The following is a 22,078-nucleotide window of genomic DNA, read 5'->3' as shown; positions in this document are numbered from 1 at the left end:
GACGCCCGTCCCCGCTCAGTGAGCGGGGTTCGCGCGAAGGTGGGCGGCGCCCGAACGCACCGCCCACCCGAAGACCGCGAAGGCGACGACGCCCACCACGAGCGAGTCGTACGGCGCCGGCAGATGTCCCGAGCCGCCGAACGTACCCAGCCACGACAACAGGGTCAGCGCCGCCAGGATGAACACGAGCCAGGCGCCCACACGCAGTTCCGCAACGGGAGAGCCGCCTGGCGTCTTGCGTCGTTGCAGCAGGAACAGCGGGAGACCGACAAGGACGAGCGGCAGGGCGAGTCGCAGATCGTCCCAGCCCGACCAGTAGACGAACTCGATCGCCACGGCGAAACTGACCGGCGCGATCCAGCGCACCCCCGGCATGTGTCCGTCCGCCAGGGGCACACCACGTTCCCGGTCGTGTGCCCGGAAGGACGCCACCGCCACCGCCGAGGCGGCGTAGATGATCAGATACATGTCTCCCATCACGCTCACGATGTCCTGCCAGCCGCCGAACGGCAGCATGAAGAGGACGATGACCGCGAGGTTGAGGACCAGGGCGCGGCGTGCGATGCCGGACCGGGGATCGATGCGCATGAAGAAGCGGGGGAGCAGGCCGTTCTTCGCGAGGGCGTAGGTGTGGCGGGCGTCGATCGCGACACCCACGTAGGCGGAGCCGCCCGGCGAGACCACCGCGTCGGCGTAGAGCAGTGTGGCGAGCCAGTGCAGGTTGAGGACGAGGGCGAGCTGACCGAACGGCGACTCGAAGTTGACCCCTTGCCAGCCGTGCGCGAGCAGGGAGTCGGGCACCGTGTAGAGGAAGGCGAGTTGCAGACCGAGGTAGACGAGCACCGCGAGGCCGATCCCGGTGAGGACCGCGGCGGGTACGTTGCGGCGCGGATTGCGGGCCTCGCCCGAGAAGTCCAGCGGGGCCTGGAAGCCGTTCACCGAGTACACGATGCCGCCGCCCGCGAGGGCGGTGAGGCAGGCCGCGTAACCGTACGGGGCGAACCCGCCGTGGTCCGTGAGGCGGCCCGAGTGTGTGCCGGACAGGAACAGGGCGGCCACCGTGAGCACCGGGACGACGACCTTGAACACCGACACCAGGTTGTTCATACGGGCGAACATCCGCACCGCGAACCAGTTCAGCGTGGTGAGCAGCACGCTCAGTGCGATGGCGACGCCCAGGCCCGACGCGGTGATGCCGCCACCGTGATAGAGCCCCGGCACGTAGTGGTCGGCGTACTGCATGATCGCGCTGATCTCGGCCGCGGTGCCGCCCACGGAGAGCATGACGGACCAGCCGACGACCGTGCCGACGAGCCGGCCGTTCGCGTAGAGCGGCCAGCGGACCGTGCCGCCGCCCTCCGGCCTGGTGGCGCCGAGTTCGACCATGACCAGGGCCACCAGCGCGCAGAGCAGGCCGGCCGCGACCCAGGAGAGCAGCGCGGCGGGCCCCGCGGTCTGGGCGGCGTACATGGCGGCGAAGAGCCAGCCCGAGCCCAGGATGTTGGAGAAGCCGATCGCGGTCAGAGCCCAGAACCCGAGGTCCTTGCGCAGCCGGTTCTCCTCCGCGCGGACATCCGGGGCGCCGGCAGTCTGTGCCGGCTGTTGCTGCGCCACGTGGCAAACCTCCTCGACGATCACGGACCCACGAGGTCAGCGTGCCACGCGACACGGAGGCAGACGGCTCCCGAACCGCGGGCGCGGCTCACGCGCGGCGAGGGCGCGCGGCGCGTCTCCCGCGACGGGCGTCCTCTCACCGAAGATCACCGTTCCGTCACTAATAACAAGCCCAAGGGCCCGCCCGGCCAGCGATGCGCCAACCCCGTCGATCGGGAGGCGAAGATAGCGGGCCAGAAGCCCGGCCCGCAGACGAAAAAAGGGGGCCCGCTCCAGGCGGGCCCCCTTTTGGGTGACGCTCGGTCAGTGGTGCTCGGTGGTGCTCAGTCGTCGAAGCCGCCTTCGCCGTGACCGGAGACCTGGGTGATCCCGGCCGGGCCGCCGAGGTTCTCGTAGGACAGACGGCTCGACCAGCCCCGGTCGTCGTCGTCCGAGCGGTAAGCGGAGCCCTCGGTGATCCCGGCGGGCCCGCCGAGGTTCTCGTAGGCGAAGCCGCCGTGGTAGCCCCTGTCATCGTCGTCGTTGGCGAGGGCGGTACCGCTGGCGCCCATCAGGGCAGCGGCGGCGAGGGCGGTGACGGCCAAGGCGGTACGGATACGCATGGGGTCCCTTTCAGGTACGCGATCATGGGGGGTGTGTCCAGGTCCTCCCCTTTTCGCCCACCGCACAGACGTGCCCTGCCGCATTTCACCCGGACAGCGGCGGCCTGGACCGGCACGGCCGGCTCGCCGGAAAATGGCTCGCTCCAAGCCCCGGGACGGACCTGCCTGCGGGCAGGATGGCCTCATGACAAAGCTGCCCGTACGGTCGGTCCCCGGTACTTCCTCCGGTTCGGTGCTGTCGTTGTGGTCGAAGGACTCGATCCTGTCGATCGGGTCAGTGGGTTCGGTGCTGTCCGTCGGCTCCGTCGGTTCGACCTTGTCGGTCGGCTCGATCGGAAGCGCCCTGTCGGCCGGTTCGATCGGGTCTTCCCTGTCGCTGATCTCCACCGGGTCGTGGCTGAGCATGGGGTCGTTGCTCTCCGCGCAGTCGCGGTGGTCGGTGCTGTCCTGCCGTTCCTCCGGCGGCTTCCGGGCAGTGGGAGCGGTGGGAGCGATGGGAGCGGCGACCGGGGGCGCGCTGCTGCTGGCCCGGCTGCTGCACAGGGCCTGAACCGGCACCGACGGCCGGGCCTCACCGGGCCGGTTGCGTCCGTTGCCTGTCCGGGCCCCGCGGAGTGTTCCCGGGGCCGTGCGTCAGGATGCGCCGCGCGGAGCGAGGACGCAGAACTCGTGCCCCTCCGGGTCGCTCAGACACTTCCACGGGACGTCGCCCTGGCCGAGGTCGAGGTGCTCGGCGCCGAGGTCGCGCAGCCGCGCCACCTCCGCCACGTGGTCGTCACCGATGTACGGCAACAGGTCGATGTGCACGCGGTCCGGCACGGTCTTGGCGTCGGGCGTGCGCAGGAACTCGATGTACGGGCCGACGCCCTCGGCGGAGCGCAGCCGCGCGTGCTGCTCGGTCACCTCGTGCAGGGTCCAGTCCGTCGCCTCGTCCCAGAATCGGGCCATGGCGCGCGGGTCCACGCAGTCGATCACCACCGCGGCGATCGGCCCGGTGTCCCGGTAGATCTCCCGGGGCTCGAGGACACAGAACTCGTTGCCTTCCGGGTCGGCGAGGACCGTCCAGGGCACGTCGCCCTGGCCGATGTCGACGGGCGTCGCGCCGTGTTCCCTCAGGCGTGCGATCAGCTCGGCCTGGTGCTCGGCGGAGGTGGTGGCGAGATCGATGTGCGCACGGTTCTTCGCCGGTGTCTTGCTGTCGGGGGTGGCGACGACGTCGACGCAGAGGGCGGCCGCGTCCGGCCAGACGAAGTCGCCGCCCGGTTCGACGTTGGTCACGCCGGGCCCCTCGCTGGAGACACCCCAGCCGAGCGCGTGCGCCCAGAACTGACCGACCAACGAGTCGTCGAGAGCCTTCATGTTCACGTTCACCGGTCGCAGCGCCATGCCCGCGACCCTATGCACCCTGATACGGCATCCGCAGCTCCCGTCACCAAACAGAGATCAACTCCCTCACCGGCAGCCCACGAGGTCCGCGGCCGGGGCGTACATGCCAGGATCGACAACGGCCCCTCGCGCGGGGCGGAACCGGATCAGCTGTGTGGGTACGGACGAGGTGAAGACCATTGACTGCGCATGACATTTCCGCGTCGGCCGGCGCGGAGGCGACCGGCGCAGGGGCGACCGGCGCAGGGGCGGTGTCGGCGTGCTGCGCGGCGAGCCGGAGCGCGGACGGCTCCCGGCCGGCCTCACCGCCTCCAGCCTCCGCCTCCGTTCCTGTTCCCGCGGCCCGTCGTGCCTCCGGCCGGGGCATGGTGACGCTGCCCGGCGGGACCTTCCGGATGGGCAACGAGGACGAGTGTGCCAACCCCAGCGACGGGGAGGGGCCCGTGCGCGAGGTGACCCTCTCCGCGTTCCGCATCGACGAACACGCGGTCACCAACGCCCAGTTCGCCGCCTTCGTGAAGGAGACGGGATTCGTGACCGCCGCCGAGCGGTTCGGATGGTCGTACGTCTTCGCGGGCTTTCTGCGGCCCGAGCAGGTACGCACGGCACCCGCGCCCGGCGGGACACCCTGGTGGCGCGGGGTGCAGGGGGCCACCTGGCGGGCGCCCGAGGGGCCGGGTTCCGGGATCGGGGACCGGGCGCGGCACCCCGTGACACATGTGAGCTGGGACGACGCCGGCGCCTACGCCGCCTGGGCGGGCAAGCGGCTGCCCACCGAGGCGGAGTGGGAGTTCGCCGCACGCGGCGGCCTCGACCAGGCGCGCTACCCCTGGGGTGACGAACTGACGCCGCGCGGCCGGTGGCGGTGCAACATCTGGCAGGGCAGGTTCCCGGCCGTGAACACCGCGGAGGACGGTCACCCGGGCACGGCGCCGGTGGATGCCTACCGCCCCAACGCCTACGGGCTTTTCAACATGGTGGGCAATGTGTGGGAGTGGGTCGGCGACCGTTTCACGGCTGTGCACGACGCGGCTCCCGCGACGGACCCGCGCGGGCCCGGCGAGGGCGGGGCGCGGGTGATGCGGGGCGGCTCGTACATGTGCCACGACTCGTACTGCAACCGCTACCGGGTGGCGGCGCGGACCTCCAACACTCCGGATTCGAGCAGCGGCAACTGCGGGTTCCGGTGCGCGGCGGATGCCTAGCCGCGCCGGCGAACGGCCCGCGCGAGCACGGGGCGCGATGTCTCGGCGACGACGGCGCGGCGCAGTTGTTCCGGCTTCGGCGGGAGCAGGGCGCTGAGGTCGTACTGGGCGCGGCCGCGGCGGTAACTGGTGATCAGGCCGTTCTCTTCGAGGGGGAGTCCGGCCGGGCGGAGCGTGGCCCCGCCTTCCTCGTCCAGCACTCCGGAGTGGTTGGGGCGCAGGCTCACCCACAATTTGCTGGTGCCGTGGGCCTGTTCGACCAGTTCCCGGCGCACGGGCAGCCACCGCTCAAGGGCGGCCCGGCCCAGCGGTGAGAGCGCGAACCAGTCGCCCCGCGTCGGTTCGCTGCTGCCGTGTTGCGGGTGGCGTTCGATGTATACGGCGCGGTTGTCGGCGGTGAGGTGGGCCAGGCGCAGGGCGACCAGTTCGCCGGAGCGCGGGGCGGCGTCGAGGATGAGGGCGAGTACCGCGGTGAGGCGGGTCCGGCCCGGCGACAGATAGCCCGAGCCGAGGTCCCGGTCGAGTTGGTTGCGCAGTGCTGCCAGGTCGCCGAACTCCGGTGTGGGCTGCAGCGCCGGCGCCCCGCCTGCCAGACGCAGCGGCGGCAGGCCGATCGCCTCGCGCAACACGTCGACGCACTGCCTGCGGATCTCGTTGGTCGGCTCGGAGGTGGGTGGCCGCGCGCCCTTGACCAGCCGGGCGCGCAGGGCTCCGGACTCCGCGATACGGAGGTAGGGGCTGATGGCGTCGCGTTCGAGGAGGCGGTGCAGGGAGCGCCGGGCGCCGACGGGCAGCGCGTCGCGTGACAGGGCCCGCAGCAGTTCGCCGCGGACCATGCCGAGCTGTCGGCGGCGGGCCGCGCCGACAGCCAGTTCGGCGAGGAGCTTGTCCAGTGCGGTGATCGAGCTGTACTCCGGCACTCCCTGATTCTCGCCCATGCTCCGGCCTGCCGCCCGTACGGGGGAGGAGACCTGCGCCGGCGGCCGTCGCGCGGTCCGGTGTCAGGTCGACCAGATGACCCGGCCGTTGTGCACGATGACCACCTTGGCGTCGGCCCGCAGGATCAGCTGGGCGCCCTCGTGGCCATGGCTCTTGGACGCCCAGATGGGGCGGTCGGCGCCGTTGTGGATGACGAGGTTGCCGTCCGGCTGGAAGATCGCCCGGTGGTTTTCGCCGAAGGTCATGGACGCCCAGAGGGGCTTGCCCTTCTCGTTGTAGACGACGAGATTGCCGTCGGTCTGCATGACCATGCGGATGCGGTTGGTGGTCCAGGCCTGTTTGACCTCCAGGACGCTGGGCGCCGACACGGTCTCGGTGCCCCAGTTCGGCTTCGGGGCGGCCTTGGGCTTGGGCTTGGCCTCGGGCTTCTTCTCGGACGTTTTGCGCGGGCTCGGTTGCGGGTCGGGCGCGGCGGCCTTGGGCAGAGCCTTGGGGGTCTCGGTCTTCTTCGGCTTCTTCGGCTTCTTCTCGGACGGGGACGAACTGGGCTTCTTGGCCTTGTAGTCGTCGAGGGCCGCGGGGCCCGAATTCGGGTTCAGGACGGTGTCTCCCGCGGACAGCTCCTTGTCGTTGTCCGGGGGCCCGTCGTCCCTGGCGCTGCCGACCAGCAGCAGGGGTATCGCGATCAGGGCGGCGCCGGCGATGGCGGCGCCGGCCAGGACGGGCTTGCGGGGGCGTCCCCGGTCGACGCCGGTGGCGGACTTGACGCCGGGGGGCGTGGTGCCGACGGCCGCCGCCACGGCGACTCTTGCGCCGGGCGTCTCGGTGTTTGCGTCGGGCGTGGCCCGGGCCGCCGTGGTCTTGCCGGCGGGGGCGGTGGTTTTGGTCTCCGGCCCGGAGGTTGCGGCTTTCGCTTCCGGGGCGACGGGGGCAGCGGTCGCCTCCGGCGTGGAGGGCTTGGTCTGTTCGTCCGGGGCGTTCGGGGCGGTCGGGGCTTCAGGTGCTTCCGGGGCGTTCGGAGAGCCCGGGGCTTCAGCGGCTTCCGGCGCGTTCGGAGAGTCCGGGGCGGAGGACTCGGCCGGCTTGCCGGATTCCTCCGTGCCGGATTCCTCTGCGGGGGTGGCGGCCGTCTCCGCGTTCGCGCCGGGGGTGCGGTGCTGGGGGGACATGCGGTACTCCTCGGGGGGCGGAGCTGTCGGGGTGAGCACGGGTCCGCTCGGCGGCCGGCCGGTCGAGCGCCGGTCACCGCGCGGGTGTTGGGCGGAAGACGCGTCGAAGCGAGCCGGTTCGGCCCGGTGCGTGATGCCGGTCGCCGCGTGGTGGGTCGCGGGTGGCGGCCGCAGGCCGGTCCGACGCATTCCGGGCTGCGAGGTCTTCCCGTACGGCCCCGGCCTGACCTGGGCGTCACGCCGGAACGCACTGCACGTCGGCGGGGCCGACAGCGTGCCCCAACTTAGCCCGTCACAAGGCCCACGGCCGCCTCTCCCACCACAACAGTCCCATCGCTTTGTCCCCCCACGCCTCACTGCTCCCGAAAAGTTCCCGACTCGGGCGTAAAACGGGCACGTCTGAGCCCGAAACGGATCTTGCCCGGCACCCAACGGAAGTGGCGCGTGTGGCATCCTGTTGACTCCCGGACGTGATCAGTGTCGGCGTGCGCGCCTGTTGTCCGGCGCCCCAACGATGCGTACGGACCGAAGAGTTCAGGTGAAGATGCGGCCCGGAGAACGGCAAGAGGGCAGGCGTGACGCCGTCCGGCCCGTGACGTCCGACGGCCCCGGCCCGACCGCCCCCGCTCCCGCGTCACCCGGCGACCGGGCTCCCGGAACACCCGAAGCCGCCGCCACACCGGAGCCACCGGAGATACCCGAGCCGCCGCAGATACCCGAGATACCCGAGGCCGTGCGCGCCGCTGCCCGCCGGGCGCCGGGACACTGGATCGGCGTGGTCGACCCGGCGTGGACCGACGAAGGCACGCCGCCGGAGTGGGCGCTGCTCGGCGAGTGGCAGTCCGACGACAGCGGCGGCGTGGGCGACTACCGCGCCAACCCCGCGTACCGTCCCTCGGCCGCAGTGCTCGGCTGGCCTGAGCCCACCGACCCGGTGGACGCGGCGGCGCAGCGGGCCGCGACGGGCTACGGCTCGGTGGAGGAGGCGCTCGCGGCGCTGGCCGCGGCCGAGATCACGGTGGTACGCGGACCGGACGGCGGGCCGCTCACGGCGGCCGGACGGGACGGGGCCCCGGTGGTCCTGTCGTTCACCTCACCGGCACATGAGTTCATGTCCGCGGCACTTGTGCATGACATGCTCCCGGCGCGGGAGCTGGCCCGTTCCCTGAGCGGTTCGGGCACTTGGCTGTCGGTCAATGCCGGGGCCGCCGCCCCCTTGCTCGTACCCGCGGACAGTCTCCTCGGCCCCGTCAGCGGGCCGGGGGCCGGGGAGACGCCCGCAGCGGACACCGCGGACTCCTCCGCAACCCCACCCCACACCACAGGGAGGACCTCGTGACGAGTTCGGCCCAGCAGCGCCCCGAGCCCCGTCCCTCCGAGCCCCAGCGCCCCGAGGCGCGGGCCCCCGAGCCCGAGCCGGCGGTCGCCACCGCCGCCGAGCCGGAGCCGAAAACCGGGCCCGCGCAGCCGGAGTCGGGGCCGGAGCCGGAGACGAAGGCGGACCCGGAGGCCGAGCCCGAAGCCGCAGCCGAGGCCGCGAAGTCCGAGGAGCCCGCAGCCGAGACGGCCAAGTCCGAGGAACCCGCCCCCGAGACCGCCAAGTCCGCCGAGAGCGGCGCCGCGTCCGGTACGGGGCCCGAGGCCGACCCCGGCGCCGCGACCGCGGCCAAGAGCCGTCTGCCCGCGCTCGTACGCACCGTGTCCGCGACCGCGATCGGCAAGCCGCAGCAGCGCACAGGCCCGGTGGGGCGGCCCGGCAGGGCGGTGCTCGCCGGGGCCGCGGTCGCCGGGGCGCTGCTCGTGTCGGTGCCGTTGCTGACGCTCGGCGGGGACGACGACAAGGACCGCAAGACGTCGGCGTCGGCGGGCACCGTCCTCGGCGGCGACGGGCAGGAAGCACCGGGCGAGTTCGCGCAGACCGTGCCAGACGCCGGCTCCAAGGACGACGAGAAGCACGCAAACAAGTCGGACAAGTCCGAGAAGCCGAAGAAGCCGGCGAAGGAGCCCGCCGCGCCCGCCCCGACGAAGGACGAGGGCGAGAAGGACGACGGAAAGAAGGACGACGGCGAGAAGAGCGAGCAGCGGAAGCAGACCGGCGGGAAGAAGTCCGACGGCAAGAAGGACCAGCCCGCGAAGGCCGGCCCCGCCGTGACGCTCAGTGCCCCCGTCTCCTTCCGCAGTCACCTCTCGGGCCGCTGCATCGACGTACCGGGAAGCGACTTCAGCGACGGCAAGCAGCTGCACATGTGGGACTGCAACGGCGCCCCGGCGCAGAAGTTCCGGTTCGCCTCCGACGGCACCATCCGCATCCAGGGCAAGTGCCTGGACGTCGCCAACGCGAACTTCAACGACCGCACGGCCATCCAGATCGCCTGGTGCAACGGCGCCGACGCCCAGAAGTTCGCGCTGAACGCCAGCCACGACCTGGTCAATACCGTGGTCGGCAAGTGTGTCGACATCAACGGCAGCAACCGCAACAACCGCGCTCCTCTGGAGTTGTGGGGCTGCACGGGCAGGGACAACCAGAAGTGGAGCGTCTGACCGGACGCCCCGGAGCGGGAGCACATCGCTCCCGGCGCCCGCCCGTCGTCGAGGGCGGGGCATGATGACACCGTCGGCTCGCCGACAGGCGCCCCCGACGAGGGGGCGCCCCGCTGCAGAGGCCGCTTGGGCAAGGAGGTTGGTGCGTGTCGCGCCAGGTACTGACGGTCGGTCCGGGGAGCCAGGACCGCTACCGGACGATCGGTGAGGCACTCGCTGCCGCCCGGATCGGCGCTCTCATCAGCGTCCGGCCCGGTACGTACGCGGAGAACCTCGTGATTCACACCCGGGTCACCCTCACCGCCGCCGAAGGGCGGGGCACCGTGGAGATCCGGCCGCGCTCGGGCAGTGTGCTCGCGCTGCGCGCCGACGCCGTGATGCTCTCCGAGCTGACGCTGCGCGGCGGGGACGCCGAGCTGCCGGCCGTGGACGTACGGCGCGGGCAGGCCGCGCTCGACGGCTGCGAGATCGTCGGCGCGGCCTGGACGGCGATGCTGGCCGGGGGCACCGGCTCCCTGGCGCTGCGGGAGTGCCGGGTGAGCAACCCGCAGGGTGCGGGCATCGTGGTCACCTCGACGACGCCCACCACCGTGGAGTCCTGCAACTTCGAACACCTGGGCACCAGTGGCCTGGTCGTCGCGGAGGAGGGCGACGCGCGGGTGCGCGGCTGCACGGTGCGCGGCGCCCGCGGCAACGGCCTGCTCGCCAACGGCGAGGCCCGCGGCACCGTCGAGGACTGCGATTTCTCCTCCACCGACAAGCCCTCCATCGCCCTGGAGGAGAACTCCGCGCTGACGGTGGTGCGCACCGTGGTGCACGACACCAGTACCGGTGTGCACGTGAGCAGCGCGGGCCGTACGACCCTGGAGGACGTCCGTGTCACCGGTGCGTCCGGCAACGGCATCGCGCTTGCCGGGGGCAGCGACCCGATTCTTCGCCGCTGCCGGGTCTCGCGCACGCGCGGCCACGGGGTGCTCGTCACCGACCGGGCGCGCGGCACCTTCGAGGACTGCTGGGTGGACGGCGCGCAGGGCGCGGCGCTGCGGGTCGCCGGGGGCGCGTCACCGGCGCTGACCGGTCTGACGGTCCGCGACTGCGAGGGTACGGCGCTGCTCCTTGAGGAGGACTCGGCCGCCGAGTTGGACCGTATCGAGGTGATCGGCGGTTCGCCCGCGGTCGCGGTGCGCGGCGGCGCCAACCCGCTGCTGCGCCGGGCTCGCCTGGTGGAGCCCGCCGGTGACGGTATCGCGGCCACCAAGGACGCCCGTGGGCGCGCCGAGGACTGCGAGATCGTACGGCCCAAGGCCGCGGGCCTGCGGGTGGCGTCCGGCAGCACGCTCTACCTGGCCGGTGGCGGTGTATCGGACGCGGCCGGCGGCGGACTTGTCGTGGAGGACGGCGGCAACGTCACCGTCCGGGATTTCCGTGTGGAGATATCCGGCGAGGAGGGTGTGGTGGTGGCCGCGGGCGGTGAGCTGACCGCCAACCGCACCACGGTGCACGCATCGAAGGGCCACGGGTTCTTGCTCCGTGAGGGTGCGCTTGCCTCGCTCAGCGGCTGTGAGGTCTCCGGCGGTGAGCAGGACGGCTTCCGGGTGGAGTCCACCGCGCCGGTGTCCCTGGTGAACTGCCTGGCCCGGGAGAACGCGGGCGGCGGTCTGGTGCAGACCGCGCCCGGTGAACGGCTCGCCGTGGAGGGCCTGAGCAGCGTCGGCAACGGCAAGCGGGACGCGTGGGGGAGCGGCAGCGCGGAGAACACCGATCCGGCGGGGTCGGGCTCCGGGGACGCGCCGCCGCCGGACCGCGAGGACGGTCCGCTGGGCGCCCTGAACGCGCTGATCGGCCTGGAGAACGTCAAGCAGCAGGTGGGCACCCTGGTCAACCTGACCCAGCTCGCCCAGCGCCGCGAGCAACTGGGCATGTCGGCGCCGCCGATGAGCCGGCACCTGATCTTCGCGGGGCCGCCCGGCACCGGCAAGACCACCGTCGCCCGCCTGTACGGGGCGATCCTGGCCGAGCTGGGTTCGCTGCGCAGCGGGCACCTGGTGGAGGTCTCGCGGGCCGATCTGGTCGCGCAGGTCGTCGGCGGCACCGCCATCAAGACCACCGAGACCTTCCAGCGTGCCCTCGGCGGTGTGCTGTTCGTCGACGAGGCGTACACGCTGACCGCGGACAGCGGCAACGGCGGCGCCGACTTCGGCCGCGAGGCCGTGGACACGCTGCTGAAGCTGATGGAGGACCACCGCGACGACGTGGTCGTGGTCGCGGCGGGCTACTCCCGCGAGATGGATTCCTTCCTGGGCTCCAACCCGGGCCTGGCCTCGCGCTTCTCGCGGACCGTCGAGTTCGAGAACTACTCGGTGCCCGAACTGGTCGCGATCATGGAAAACATGTGTGCCCAGCACCAGTACGAGCTGGGCGAGGGCACCGCGGACGCGCTGGCCGCACACTTCGAGGCGATGCCGCGCGACGCAGGGTTCGGCAACGGGCGTGCCGCGCGCGGGGTGTTCGAGGAGATGGTGGACAGACAGGCGGTACGGCTCGCTACCCTCGCGCAGGTCAGCGAGAGCGACCTGCGCCAGCTGCTGCCCGAGGACGTGTCCGTCGCCGCGGCGGCCAAGGGCGAGCAGAGCGCGGCCCCGGCCGACGACCCGCTGACCCGCCTGGGCGACATGGTGGGCCTGGCCGAGGTGAAGCGCGAGGTCGCGAACCTGGTCAACCTCATCACCACCGCCCGCCACCGGGCCGCCGCCGGACTTCCGGTGCCCTCGCTCAGCAACCACCTGGTCTTCACGGGCCCGCCGGGCACCGGCAAGACCACCGTCGCCCGCCTCTACGGGGAGATCCTGACCCAGCTGGGCATCCTGGACCGGGGCCAGCTGATCGAGGCGGCCCGCGCCGATCTGGTCGGCCGCTACATCGGCCACACCGCCCAGCTCACCCGCGAGGTCTTCGAACGGGCCCGCGGCGGTGTGCTGTTCATCGACGAGGCCTACACCCTCACCCCGGCCGGCGGCGGCGCCGACTTCGGCCAGGAGGCGGTGGACACGCTGCTGAAGCTGATGGAGGACCACCGCGACGAGGTGGTGGTCATCGTCGCCGGCTACACCGACGAGATGGAGCGCTTCCTCGCCTCCAACCCCGGTCTCTCCTCGCGCTTCCCGCGCCGGATCGGTTTCACCGATTACTCCTCCGAGGAGCTGGTCACCATCGTGCGCGCGCAGGCATCGGCCATGGGCTACGAGTGCGGTCCCGGCACCGGCCCGTTGCTGCGGGAGTACTTCGAATCGCTGCCGCGCGACCGTTCCTTCGGCAACGCACGCCTGGCCCGCCAGGTGGTCGAGTCGATGGTCACCCGCCAGGCGGGACGGCTCAGTTCACTGGCCGCGCCGACCCTGGACGACCTGCGCATCCTGCTCCCCGAGGATGTCACGTCCGCGGCACCGAAGGCGGCCCCCCGATGAAGCCGCCCGCCCGCCACGGCGCCCGCCTGCTGACCGGCGCCGGACTCGCCGCCGTACTGCTCCTGACTGTGTCTGCCCCGGCCGCCACGGCGGCGCCCTTCGCGCCCCCGCCGGCCGACGGCGGGAAGAAGGGCCAGGAGCTGCCCGGCATGCCCGTCGCGCTCGACCCGGACGCCGGGGACGCCCCCTGCACCCCCGCCTCGCGCGAGAAGGCCGGGAAGCAGGACTGGTCGCGCCAGCGCCTGGATCTGGACCGGCTGCACACGTACGGCACCGGCAAGGGCGTGACCGTCGCCCTGATCGGCACCGGTGTCGCGCCGGACGCCGCCGGGCTCAAGGGCCGGGTCACCGCCGCGGGCGCGGCCGGTGACGACTGCGTGGGGCACGGCACGTTCCTGGCCGGGCTCGTCGCCGGGGACGGCGGGGGCAGCCCGCGCCTGGCCGGGGTCGCGCCCGGCGCGAAGATCCTGGCCCTGCGCGGCACCGGCCCGCGCGGGCAGGCCGACGCCGATCTGGTCGTACAGGCGGTGCGCGAGGCGACCGAGGCGCGCGCCGGAGTCATCGCCGTCGCGGTGGCCCTGCCGCGCCGTGACAAGGAGCTGACCCGCGCCGTCGCCGACGCCCGGCGTGCGGGCGCCGTGGTGATCGCCGCGGCCACCCCGGACGCGGCCGGGCGCGGCACCGAGGAGGTGCCATCGCGCACCTACTGGCCGGCCGGTGAACCCGGCGTCCTCTCGGTGGCCGACATGCTCCCCGCCGGCGTCCGCCCGGACGGCGCCCTGCCCACCGACGGCATCGACCTGGCCGCGCCCGGCGCCGGAGTGGTCTCCGGCGGTCCGCGCGGCGACGGGCACTATCTGGGCGCCGGAGCCTCGGTGGCCGCCGCCCAGGCCGCCGGAGCCGCCGCGGTGGTACGCGCCGCCCACCCCGGCGAGAAGCCCGACGCCGTCGCGCGCCGCCTGACCGCCACCGCCTACCCCGGGGACATCCCGCAACTGGATGCGTATGCCGCCGTCACCACGGTCCTCGGCGACTCCGGTGCCCCCGGCGGCGCCGAGCGCGCCACGGACGCCGTGGCCGTGCGCGACACCTCCGCGGCGGACCGCGCGTCCGACCGTGCCACCCTCTTCGTACTGCTGGGCACCGCCGCCGTACTCGCCGTCCTCTGGGGCGCGTTCGCGCTGCCGCGGGCACGCGGAAGGGGCTGGCGCCCGGCGGGAGCGGACGGACCGGCCAGGGACTGAGCGCAGGACCGAGCGACGGTCTGAGCGACGGACTGGGGGAGACGGAAAGCGGGGGCCACCCAAGAGGTGGCCCCCGCTTTCCGTCGCACTCAGCTGCTCTGGCCCGAAGCCCCCTCCACCAGCGCCGTCTGCATCAGGCGCTCCTTGCGGCGGGCGATGTGCAGGGCACGGCCCGGCGGAAGGTTGCGGGGTTTCGCGTTGCCGAACAGGCGGCCCTCGGTGGGCGGGCAGGACAGCAGGACGGCGGGGTTGTTGGCCTCGTCGAGGCGGCGCAGGAGAGCGTCGCTCAGGCCGCGTCCCGCGCCCATGGCGCTGCGGGCGACGATGAGGTGCAGGCCCGTCTCGAAGCCCATGGCCAGATGCTCGAAGAGGGGCTCGAAGGGACTCTGGAAGCCGTTGCCGGAGACCATGTCGTAGTCGTCGACCAGGATGAACAGGCGCGGCCCCGTCCACCAGTCGCACTGGCGCATGCGGGCCGGTGCGATGTCGGCGCCGGGGACCCGGGTCTTGATCGCGCGGGCCGCCCCGTCGACGGTCTCGGTGAGGTTGTCCAGGGAGATCACGTGCCCGATGCGGTACTCCTCGGGGATGGTGTCCACCAGGGTGCGCCGGTAGTCCACCGCGATGATCTTGGCTTCGTTGGGTGCGTAGCGGGCGGTGATGCCCGCGGTGACGCGGCGCAGCAGATTGGTCTTGCCGCTCTCGCTGTCGCCGACCACGATCAGGTGCGGGGTGCGGCTGAAGTCGTGCCAGACCGGCTCCAGGGCGTCCTGGTCGATGCCGAGCGGCAGGCGCATGCCGCCGCCCTCCGTGGCCTCGGGCGCCGGGAGTTCGGCCAGCGGCAGGCGGTGCGGCAGCATCCGTACCTGCGGGGCGGACGGGCCCGACCAGTGCCGCGAGACCTCGGCGACCAGGTGGGCGACGCCGTCGCCCAGGTCCTCGAGGGAGCCGCTGCCGTCGATGCGGGGCAACCCGGCCAGGAAGTGCATCTTGCTGTCGGCGGTGATGCCGCGGCCGCCGCTGCGCGGCACCGAGCGGGCCTTGCGGGTGTCGATCTCGGAGTCCATCGGATCACCCATCCGCAGTTCGAGGCGGGTGGCGGCCTGATCGCGGACCTGGGCGGAGAGCTCCACCCAGCGGGTGGTGGTGATGAGCAGGTGGATGCCGTAGTTGAGGCCGCGGGCGGCGAGTTCGTTGAACTTGGGGATCAGGTCGTCGTAGTCCTGACGGACCGTGGACCAGCCGTCGACCACCATGAACACATCGCCGAAGGGCTCGTCGGGGAACTCCCCGGCGGCCCGGCGCCGCCGGTAGGACTGCATGGAGTCCAGGGTGTGGTCGACGAAGAACTGCTCGCGGCGGGCGAGCAGCGTCATCACCTCGGCGACGGCCCGGTAGACCCGCTCCGGGTTGAGCCGGGCCGCGACCCCGCCGACGTGCGGGAGCCCGGCGAGCTGCGAGAGGCCGCCGCCGCCGAAGTCCAGGCAGTAGAACTGGACCTCGGCGGGGGTGTGGGTCAGGGCCAGGGCGCCGATCAGGGTGCGGGTCAGGGTGGATTTGCCGCTCTGCGAGCCGCCCGCGACGGCGATATGGCCGCCGGCCCCGGACAGGTCCACGACCAGCGGGTCGCGGCGCTGCTCGAAGGGCTTGTCCACCAGGCCGACCGGGACGCGCAGCTTGCCCGTGCCGGGCCAGCAGTCCGCGCTCAGGCCGCGGTCGGCGTCGGGGGCGACGCCGGACAGCAGGGTGTCGAGCGCTGCGGGCTCGGTGAGCGGGGGCAGCCACACCTGGTGGGCGGCCGGGCCGGCGTCGCGCAGCCGGTCCAGGGCCACGTCCAGCAGGGTTTCCTCGGGGCCGTTCTCCTCGGTCTCCGGCTCCGGGTCGGGCGCCGCCTCCAAGGTGCGCGGCACCACCCAGCCGCTGGTCCAGGGCACCACCTGGCTGGCGACGCGGGCCTGTACGACCGCGCCGGTGCGGCGCGCGTAGGTGCCCGAGGAGTAGGCGGCGCGGAAGCGGGTCAGGGCTTCCACGCCGGACTTCAGGAAGCCGCTGCCGGGCTGGGCCGGCAGTTGGTAGGCGTCCGGCACACCGAGCACGCCGCGGCTCTCCATGGCCGAGAAGGTGCGCAGACCGATGCGGTAGGAGAGGTGGCTCTCCAGTTGGTGCATGCGGCCCTCGTCCAGGCGCTGCGAGGCCAGCAGCAGGTGCACGCCCAGGGAGCGGCCGAGGCGGCCGATCATCACGAACAGGTCCATGAACTCCCGGTGCGCGGAGAGCAGTTCGCTGAACTCGTCGACCACCACGAACAGGCTGGGCAGCGGGGCGAGGTCGGCGCCGCCGGCGCGGGCGCGCTCGTACTCCAGGGCGGAGGTGTAGTTGCCCGCCGAGCGCAGCAGTTCCTGGCGGCGCATGAGTTCGCCGTGCAGGGCGTCCTGCATGCGTTCCACCAGGGCGACCTCGTCGGCGAGGTTGGTGATGACGGCGGAGGTGTGGGGCAGTTCCTCAAGGCCCAGGAAGGTGGCGCCGCCCTTGAAGTCGACCAGGACGAAGTTGAGGGTCTCGGAGGAGTTGGTCAGGGCCAGGCCCAGGACGAGGGTGCGCAGCAGTTCGCTCTTGCCGGAGCCGGTGGCGCCGATGAGCATGCCGTGCGGGCCCATGCCGCCCTGTGCGGACTCCTTGATGTCGAGTTCCACCGGGCGGCCGTCCACGCCGACGGCGATGGGCACCCGCAGGCGGGCGGCGCCGGTGTTGCGGGCGAAGAGGGCCTGTGGGTCGTGCCGGTGCAGGTCGGGGATGCCGAGCAGGGTGGTCAGTTCGACGTCGGAGTCCAGTGGCTGCGCGATGTCGCTGCCCAGGCTGATGCGGCGGCTGGTGAGCAGCCGGGCCAGCGACTCGGCGCCGTGCGGGCCGAGCCGGTCGGGGCGGCCCAGGGGTACGGAGCGCTCCTTGCGGCTGCGGTCGGTGCGCACCAGGCTCACCTGGTCGGGCCCCGCGGTCAGCCGCAGCGTGTTGCGGCCCGGGCGCCAGCGCAGCGCTCCGGAGACGTCCAGGATCAGGGCGTTGCGGTATCCGTGCCCCTCCCAGCGGTGGCCTTCGGGGACGGTGACGCCGTCCAGGACGACGACGGTGTAGGGCTCGTCGCGGCCGGGGCGGGCGTCGGGGTCGAAGCCGGGGCGTTCGGCGAACTCGGCGCCCAGGAGGTCGTCGAGCTCGGTGAGGTCGGCGGTGATGCGGCGGACCTGGCCCGCGCCGTCCTCCTCGTAGGGGTGCAGGGTGTGCGGCAGCCACTTGGCCCACTCCCAGTCGGGGCGGCGCTCGTCGCTGACGCAGAAGGCGATCCACAGCTCCTCGGGTGCGTGGAACACCGCGAGTTGGCCGAGCATGGCGCGGACCAGGGCGCGTACGGCTTCGGTGCCCGCGCTCTGTTCGGCGGTCTTCCCGGCGTCGTCGTCCTCGGCGCGGAGCAGGACCCGGGCCGAGGAGCGCAGGTAGAGGCCAAGCGGCTGGCCGGGGATGGTGGAGTAGGCGCGGATGAAGCGGCGCAGGGCGTGCGCGCAAAGCGGTTCGAGGTCCTCCACCGGGCGGGTGGAGACCGGGTTGAGGGCGAGCGCGAGCTGCTGTTCGCCGACCGCGAGGCGGATCTCGCCGAAGTCCTCGTCGGCCGGGCGGCGTTCCCACAGCCGCGAGGTGCGGGCCAGGGAGCGCAGCGAGGCGGGCTCCGGATGGCGCCAGGCCAGAGCCCGCTGCTGTTCGGCGATGGTGGCCCGGACGCGTTTGCGGGTCTGGGCCAGATAGCGGAGATAGTCGCGGCGTTCGCCCTTCAGGCGCTGCTTGCGCTCGCTGGAGCGGCGCATGAGCTGACCCAGGAGCATGGCACCGGCGGAGAGCGCCATGACGCCCATCGCCAGATACATGAAGACGCCGTTGCCGCCGCCGGGGCGCAGGAACATCAGCATCATCGACACCGACATGAGCGCCATCGGCAAATAGGTCCATATGGCCGAGGTGTCCGGAACTGTCTCGGAGAGGACCGGCGGTTCCTGAAGGGTCAATTGTCCCTCGGGCATCTCCGGTCCGCGTCTGCGGGCCGGACGGCGAAACAGCACCACACTCAAGGAACAGAACCTCCGCTTTTACTGGCTTTCAGGCCCGCAGCGAATACCGGGGCGCTCGGTGTCGGAAAGACCGCACCATGCTGATTCTCCGTGAGCCGCCTGACGCGGTGAACGCCGGGTGAATGGTTCGGGAGGATAACGGGGGAGAGGCAACTCCCGTAGTGGGCAACCCTCTCCCGTCTCTTCCGGACAATGCGTCCGGACCGCAGCACGACCCGGTGGGCGTAGGCAGTAGTCTGCATTCACGGAACGTGCCCTGTCCACGCGGGGAGCTGTTCGCCGTTCGCGCGGACACAATTCTCCTGCCCGGCAAGCACGTTCCCGGCCGCGCGCATCTTCCGTACTATTCGCGCGTCCCCCGCCCCCGGGGAAGTCCTCCCGGCAAAGCCTCCACGGAAGACGAGAGTTCAGCTGATGACCGACAGTGCGGTGGCCGAACTGTGCCGCCTGACCGTACGTGCGCCGAGCGTGTCCGTCGATCTGGCCGTGCCCGCCGATGTGCCGGTCGCCGACCTCCTGCCCACACTGCTGCGCTACGTCGGCGAGGAGGCCGAGGAGGCCGGCCTCGATCACGCGGGCTGGGTGCTGCAACGGCTCGGTGACGCCCCGCTCGACGAGGAGGCCACCCTGGCCCGCGCCGGGCTCGCCGACGGAGACGTGCTCTACCTGCGCCCGCACACCGAGGCGCTGCCCGAGGCGCGGCTCGACGACCTGGTGGACGGGATAGCCGACACCGCGGGCCGGAAGCTGCACACCTGGCACGCCGGGGCGGCCCGCGGACTCCTTGTGGGCACCGCGGTGGCGACCGTGGCGGCCGCCCTCGTGCTGGTGCTCTGGCCCGGCGTGAGCGATTCGGGCTCCCGCAAGGCCGCCTGCGCGGCCCTGGCCGGGCTGCTGCTCCTCGCCGGCGCGGGATCGGCAAGCCGCGCCGTCGGCGACCGGCTCTCCGCGACCGCGCTCGGCCTCCTTGTCGCGCCCTGCCTGGCCCTGGCCGGCTGGCTGCTGCCCGGCGGCGAGCTGAGCGGCCCGGACGCGGTGCAGGTCGCGGGAGCACGGCTGCTGGCCGCGGGCGCGGCGGGCGCGGGCGGCGCCGTCCTCGCCCTCGCCGCCACCGCGGTCGGCGCCCCGGCCCTGCTCGCCACCGCCCTGGTCTCGGTGGCGACCGCGATCGCCGGCGCCCTGATGGGCTACAGCGGCCTGGGCGCCCCGGCCGCGGTGGCGCTGGTGGCGGCGTTCGTCACGCTCGCCGCCGGGGCGGTGGCCCCCTTCGCCTTCAAACTGGCAGGACTGCGGCTGCCCGCCCTGCCCTCCACCGCGGGCCAGTTGCAGGAGGGCATCGACCCGTACGCGGGCGACGAGGTCGCCCAGCGCACCGAGCTGGCCGGACGCTGGGTCACCGCGCTGTTCGCCGCCACCGGCACCATCGCCGCGGCCGCCCTGGTGGTCCTCGCCCACCGCCCCGGCCTGCCCGCGGTGCTCACCTCCCTCACGCTGAGCCTGCTGCTTCTCCTGCACTGCCGCGGCCTCGTCCACATCGGGCAGCGGCTGACCCTGGCCGTCCCCGGCGTCTGGGGACTGCTGCTCCTCGCGCGCGCCTGGGCGATCGACAGCGACGGCAACGGCCGCCTGGTCGTCTTCGCGGTGCTGTTCGCCGCCGCCGCCGCACTCGTCGTCGCCGCCTGGACGGTGCCGGGGCGCCGGATGCTGCCGTACTGGGGCCGGGCGGGGGAACTGGCGCACACCCTCTTCGCCGTGGCACTGCTGCCGCTCAGCTGCTGGGTGGCCGGGCTCTTCGGCTGGCTGCGCGGCCTGTTCGGCTGAGCACAACCGCCCCGCGGGCAACACGTCCCCCTAGCAGGGGCGCAGCCCGCCCACCAGGTACGCAGCCCGCCCGGCGGGACACGGACAAGGAGTCGTAGGAGAGGCCGTGCAGTCCAAACGAGACCAGGTACACGCCCACAGTTTCATGATGGGCAGGCTCAGTTCGGGCCTGCTGACGGCCGACCCCGACGCACCGGAGAGCCCCCTCGGACGCACCACCCGCGGCGTGGTCTTCGGGGTGCTCGTGACCGTCCTGATCGGCGCGGGCGCCGTCGTCTACGGCCTGCTGCGCCCCGGCGGCAACGACGCCTGGCGCGACGGCAAACACCTGGTGGTCAACAGCGACACCGGCGCCCGCTATCTGTGGACCGACACCGACGGCGTGCTGCACCCGGTGCGCAACTACGCCTCGGCGCGACTGGTCGGGGGCGCCGACCTGGCGGCCGTGGACGTGCGCACCGCATCCCTGCAAGACGTCCCGGTGGGCTCCCCGGTCGGCATCCCCGGCCTGCCCGACACCGTGCCAGGGCCCGGCCAACTGGACTCCGGAGCCTGGCACATGTGCGTCACCGGGGCCGGCGGCGCCCTGCCCGACACCTCCGGCGCCGTGACGCAGACCGGCGTGAACAAACCGGGGGCCACCAGCATCGTGGCCGGGGCGCCCCTTGACTCCCGGGACGTCGGCAGCGACCGCGGGGTCCTCGTACGCGGCCCCGAGGGCACCGAATACCTGGTGTGGCGGGGCAGCCGGCTGGCCCTCGACCGCGCCTCCGACGCCCGCAACGCGCTCGGTTACGGCTCCAGGGAGCCCATGCCGGTCTCGGCGGCCTTCCTCGACGCGCTGGCCCCCGGCCCCGCGCTGAGCCCGCCCAAGGTGCCGGGCCGCGGCGAGAAGGGCCCCGAACTCGGGGGCGAGGCAAGCCGGATCGGCCAGGTCTTCAAGGTCAGCGTGCCCGGCGGCGGCAGCACCTATCACCTGCTGCGCAAGGACGGCACGGTGCCGCTGACCCGGCTCGGCGCCGCCCTGGTGCTGGGCGATCCCGCCACCCAGAAGGAGGCCTACCAGGGCAAGTCGCCCGAGGTGCGCACGGTCGGCGCGGCCGTGCTGCGCGAGCACCGGGCCAAGAACCCCGGCCCGGCCGCCTCCGCGGAACTGCCGGACGCGCCGCCGACCCCGCAGTCCGCGGCACGCGGCACCGCACTGTGCGCGCAGGTCGACGGCGGCGACGGCGGCGCCCGGATCCGCTCGGTCCTCGTCCCGCTGACCCGGCTCGCCCCGGTCGCCGCGTCGCAGGGCACCGACCGGCCGCTGGTCCCGGCCTGCGTCCCGACCGATGCCACCGTCGTACGGCCGGGGCGCGGCGCCCTGGTCAGGGCCCTGCACGCGAGCGGCGCCGCGCACGGCGGCACCACCTACCTCGTCGCGGAGAACGGCGTGAAGTACCGGGTCCCGGACAAGAACGCACTGGCGGCGCTCGGCTACGGGGCGGGGGACATCGACTCGGTGCCGGCACCGCTGCTCGCGGCCGTCCCCACCGGCGCGGACCTCGACCCGGCCGCCGCGTCCGGCGCCGCGAAGCCCAAGGTCACGGCACCGGACTGCGGAGCGGACAAGGCGCGATCGCGGGGATAAGCAGGGCGGAATGCGGCTCAGGTGGGGTGAATTCGGTGAAGGCGGCAGTATCTTAACGGCCGTGGATACGCGCGCGAGGCCCGGAAGAGACTTCGCGAAGCCGGGATACGCGCGCGAAGTCCAGGAGAAGCTCCGCGCGAAGCTCAGAAGAAGCTCAGATGCCGAGAGCGGTGCCGCCGACGGCAATTTCGCGGACAGGGCCGGAAACGGGGTATTCCCTTGCCCGTTCGGCCACTTCGCGTGCCCGTCTTTTGCCCGTTTCACCGGCCGCCCGACCGAAGACCGCATCGCTACGCTCCGTACGGTCCGACGCGTGTGTTCATCCCGTTGCAATCTTTGGACAAC

14 protein-coding genes are annotated in these 22,078 nt (G+C 72.9%); 8 read left to right on the top strand and 6 right to left on the bottom strand.

Going from position 1 to position 22,078, the window contains the following annotated elements; all coding sequences use genetic code 11:
- Window positions 1-15: 15 nt before the first annotated feature.
- Both IE226_RS30135 and IE226_RS30130 read right to left on the bottom strand, forming a co-directional pair.
- Window positions 16-1,551, bottom strand: coding sequence for an APC family permease (locus IE226_RS30135; RefSeq protein ID WP_190084685.1), 1,536 nt, complete (start codon window positions 1,549-1,551; stop codon window positions 16-18).
- Between the two features lie 386 nt (window positions 1,552-1,937).
- Window positions 1,938-2,216: a hypothetical protein gene (locus IE226_RS30130; RefSeq protein ID WP_190084575.1), complete on the bottom strand. Its 279-nt coding sequence runs from the start codon at window positions 2,214-2,216 to the stop codon at window positions 1,938-1,940.
- Between the two features lie 184 nt (window positions 2,217-2,400).
- Here IE226_RS30130 and IE226_RS30125 point away from each other — a divergent pair, with 184 nt between their 5' ends.
- Window positions 2,401-2,766 (top strand): hypothetical protein, encoded by a 366-nt coding sequence (locus tag IE226_RS30125; protein WP_190084574.1) that lies wholly within the window; start codon window positions 2,401-2,403, stop codon window positions 2,764-2,766.
- Window positions 2,767-2,849: 83 nt separating this feature from the next.
- Here the strand turns inward: IE226_RS30125 and IE226_RS30120 are convergent, their stop codons facing one another.
- The gene (locus tag IE226_RS30120; protein WP_190084573.1) at window positions 2,850-3,602 is read right to left on the bottom strand and encodes a VOC family protein; all 753 of its coding nucleotides are present in this window, start codon (window positions 3,600-3,602) and stop codon (window positions 2,850-2,852) included.
- A 365-nt stretch (window positions 3,603-3,967) separates the two neighbouring features.
- On the opposite strand from IE226_RS30120, the gene IE226_RS30115 reads away from it, so the two are divergent.
- Window positions 3,968-4,807 carry a formylglycine-generating enzyme family protein gene (locus tag IE226_RS30115; RefSeq protein WP_190084572.1) on the top strand — a complete coding sequence of 280 codons (840 nt, stop codon included), beginning with the start codon at window positions 3,968-3,970 and terminating at the stop codon, window positions 4,805-4,807.
- Here IE226_RS30115 and IE226_RS30110 read toward each other — a convergent pair.
- Both IE226_RS30110 and IE226_RS30105 read right to left on the bottom strand, forming a co-directional pair.
- A complete protein-coding gene (locus IE226_RS30110; RefSeq protein WP_190084571.1) occupies window positions 4,804-5,745 on the bottom strand; it encodes a site-specific integrase in 942 nt (313 codons plus the stop codon). The two genes, IE226_RS30115 and IE226_RS30110, sit on opposite strands and share 4 nt — an antisense overlap.
- 63 nt (window positions 5,746-5,808) lie before the next feature.
- A complete protein-coding gene (locus IE226_RS30105) occupies window positions 5,809-6,915 on the bottom strand; it encodes a mannose-binding protein (protein WP_190084570.1) in 1,107 nt (368 codons plus the stop codon).
- A 544-nt stretch (window positions 6,916-7,459) separates the two neighbouring features.
- Between IE226_RS30105 and IE226_RS30100 the strand changes: the two genes are divergently transcribed.
- From IE226_RS30100 to IE226_RS30085, 4 genes are all read left to right on the top strand, one after another.
- On the top strand, window positions 7,460-8,254 hold the full coding sequence (locus IE226_RS30100; RefSeq protein WP_190084684.1) for a type VII secretion system-associated protein: 795 nt from the start codon (window positions 7,460-7,462) through the stop codon (window positions 8,252-8,254).
- Complete coding sequence (locus IE226_RS30095) at window positions 8,251-9,456, top strand: ricin-type beta-trefoil lectin domain protein (RefSeq protein WP_190084569.1); 1,206 nt, start codon at window positions 8,251-8,253, stop codon at window positions 9,454-9,456. The genes IE226_RS30100 and IE226_RS30095 overlap by 4 nt, the downstream gene beginning before the upstream one ends.
- A gap of 146 nt (window positions 9,457-9,602) precedes the next feature.
- Window positions 9,603-12,920, top strand: coding sequence for a right-handed parallel beta-helix repeat-containing protein (locus tag IE226_RS30090; RefSeq protein WP_190084568.1), 3,318 nt, complete (start codon window positions 9,603-9,605; stop codon window positions 12,918-12,920).
- The gene (locus IE226_RS30085; protein ID WP_190084567.1) at window positions 12,917-14,164 is read left to right on the top strand and encodes a S8 family serine peptidase; all 1,248 of its coding nucleotides are present in this window, start codon (window positions 12,917-12,919) and stop codon (window positions 14,162-14,164) included. The genes IE226_RS30090 and IE226_RS30085 overlap by 4 nt, the downstream gene beginning before the upstream one ends.
- Before the next feature lie 89 nt (window positions 14,165-14,253).
- Here the strand turns inward: IE226_RS30085 and eccCa are convergent, their stop codons facing one another.
- On the bottom strand, window positions 14,254-18,231 hold the full coding sequence (gene eccCa / locus IE226_RS30080; RefSeq protein ID WP_190084566.1) for a type VII secretion protein EccCa: 3,978 nt from the start codon (window positions 18,229-18,231) through the stop codon (window positions 14,254-14,256).
- A 462-nt stretch (window positions 18,232-18,693) separates the two neighbouring features.
- Between eccCa and eccD the strand changes: the two genes are divergently transcribed.
- Together eccD and eccB are read left to right on the top strand one after the other, a co-directional pair.
- Entirely contained in the window at window positions 18,694-20,100 is a 1,407-nt protein-coding gene (eccD, locus tag IE226_RS30075; RefSeq protein ID WP_190084565.1) for a type VII secretion integral membrane protein EccD, read from the top strand.
- A gap of 106 nt (window positions 20,101-20,206) precedes the next feature.
- A complete protein-coding gene (eccB, locus tag IE226_RS30070; RefSeq protein ID WP_190084564.1) occupies window positions 20,207-21,733 on the top strand; it encodes a type VII secretion protein EccB in 1,527 nt (508 codons plus the stop codon).
- The last annotated feature ends 345 nt before the right edge of the window (window positions 21,734-22,078 follow it).

The sequence above is a fragment of the Streptomyces longisporoflavus genome, from assembly GCF_014649775.1.
Lineage (GTDB): Bacteria > Actinomycetota > Actinomycetes > Streptomycetales > Streptomycetaceae > Streptomyces > Streptomyces longisporoflavus.
This window is presented reverse-complemented; position numbering and strand designations above follow the sequence as displayed.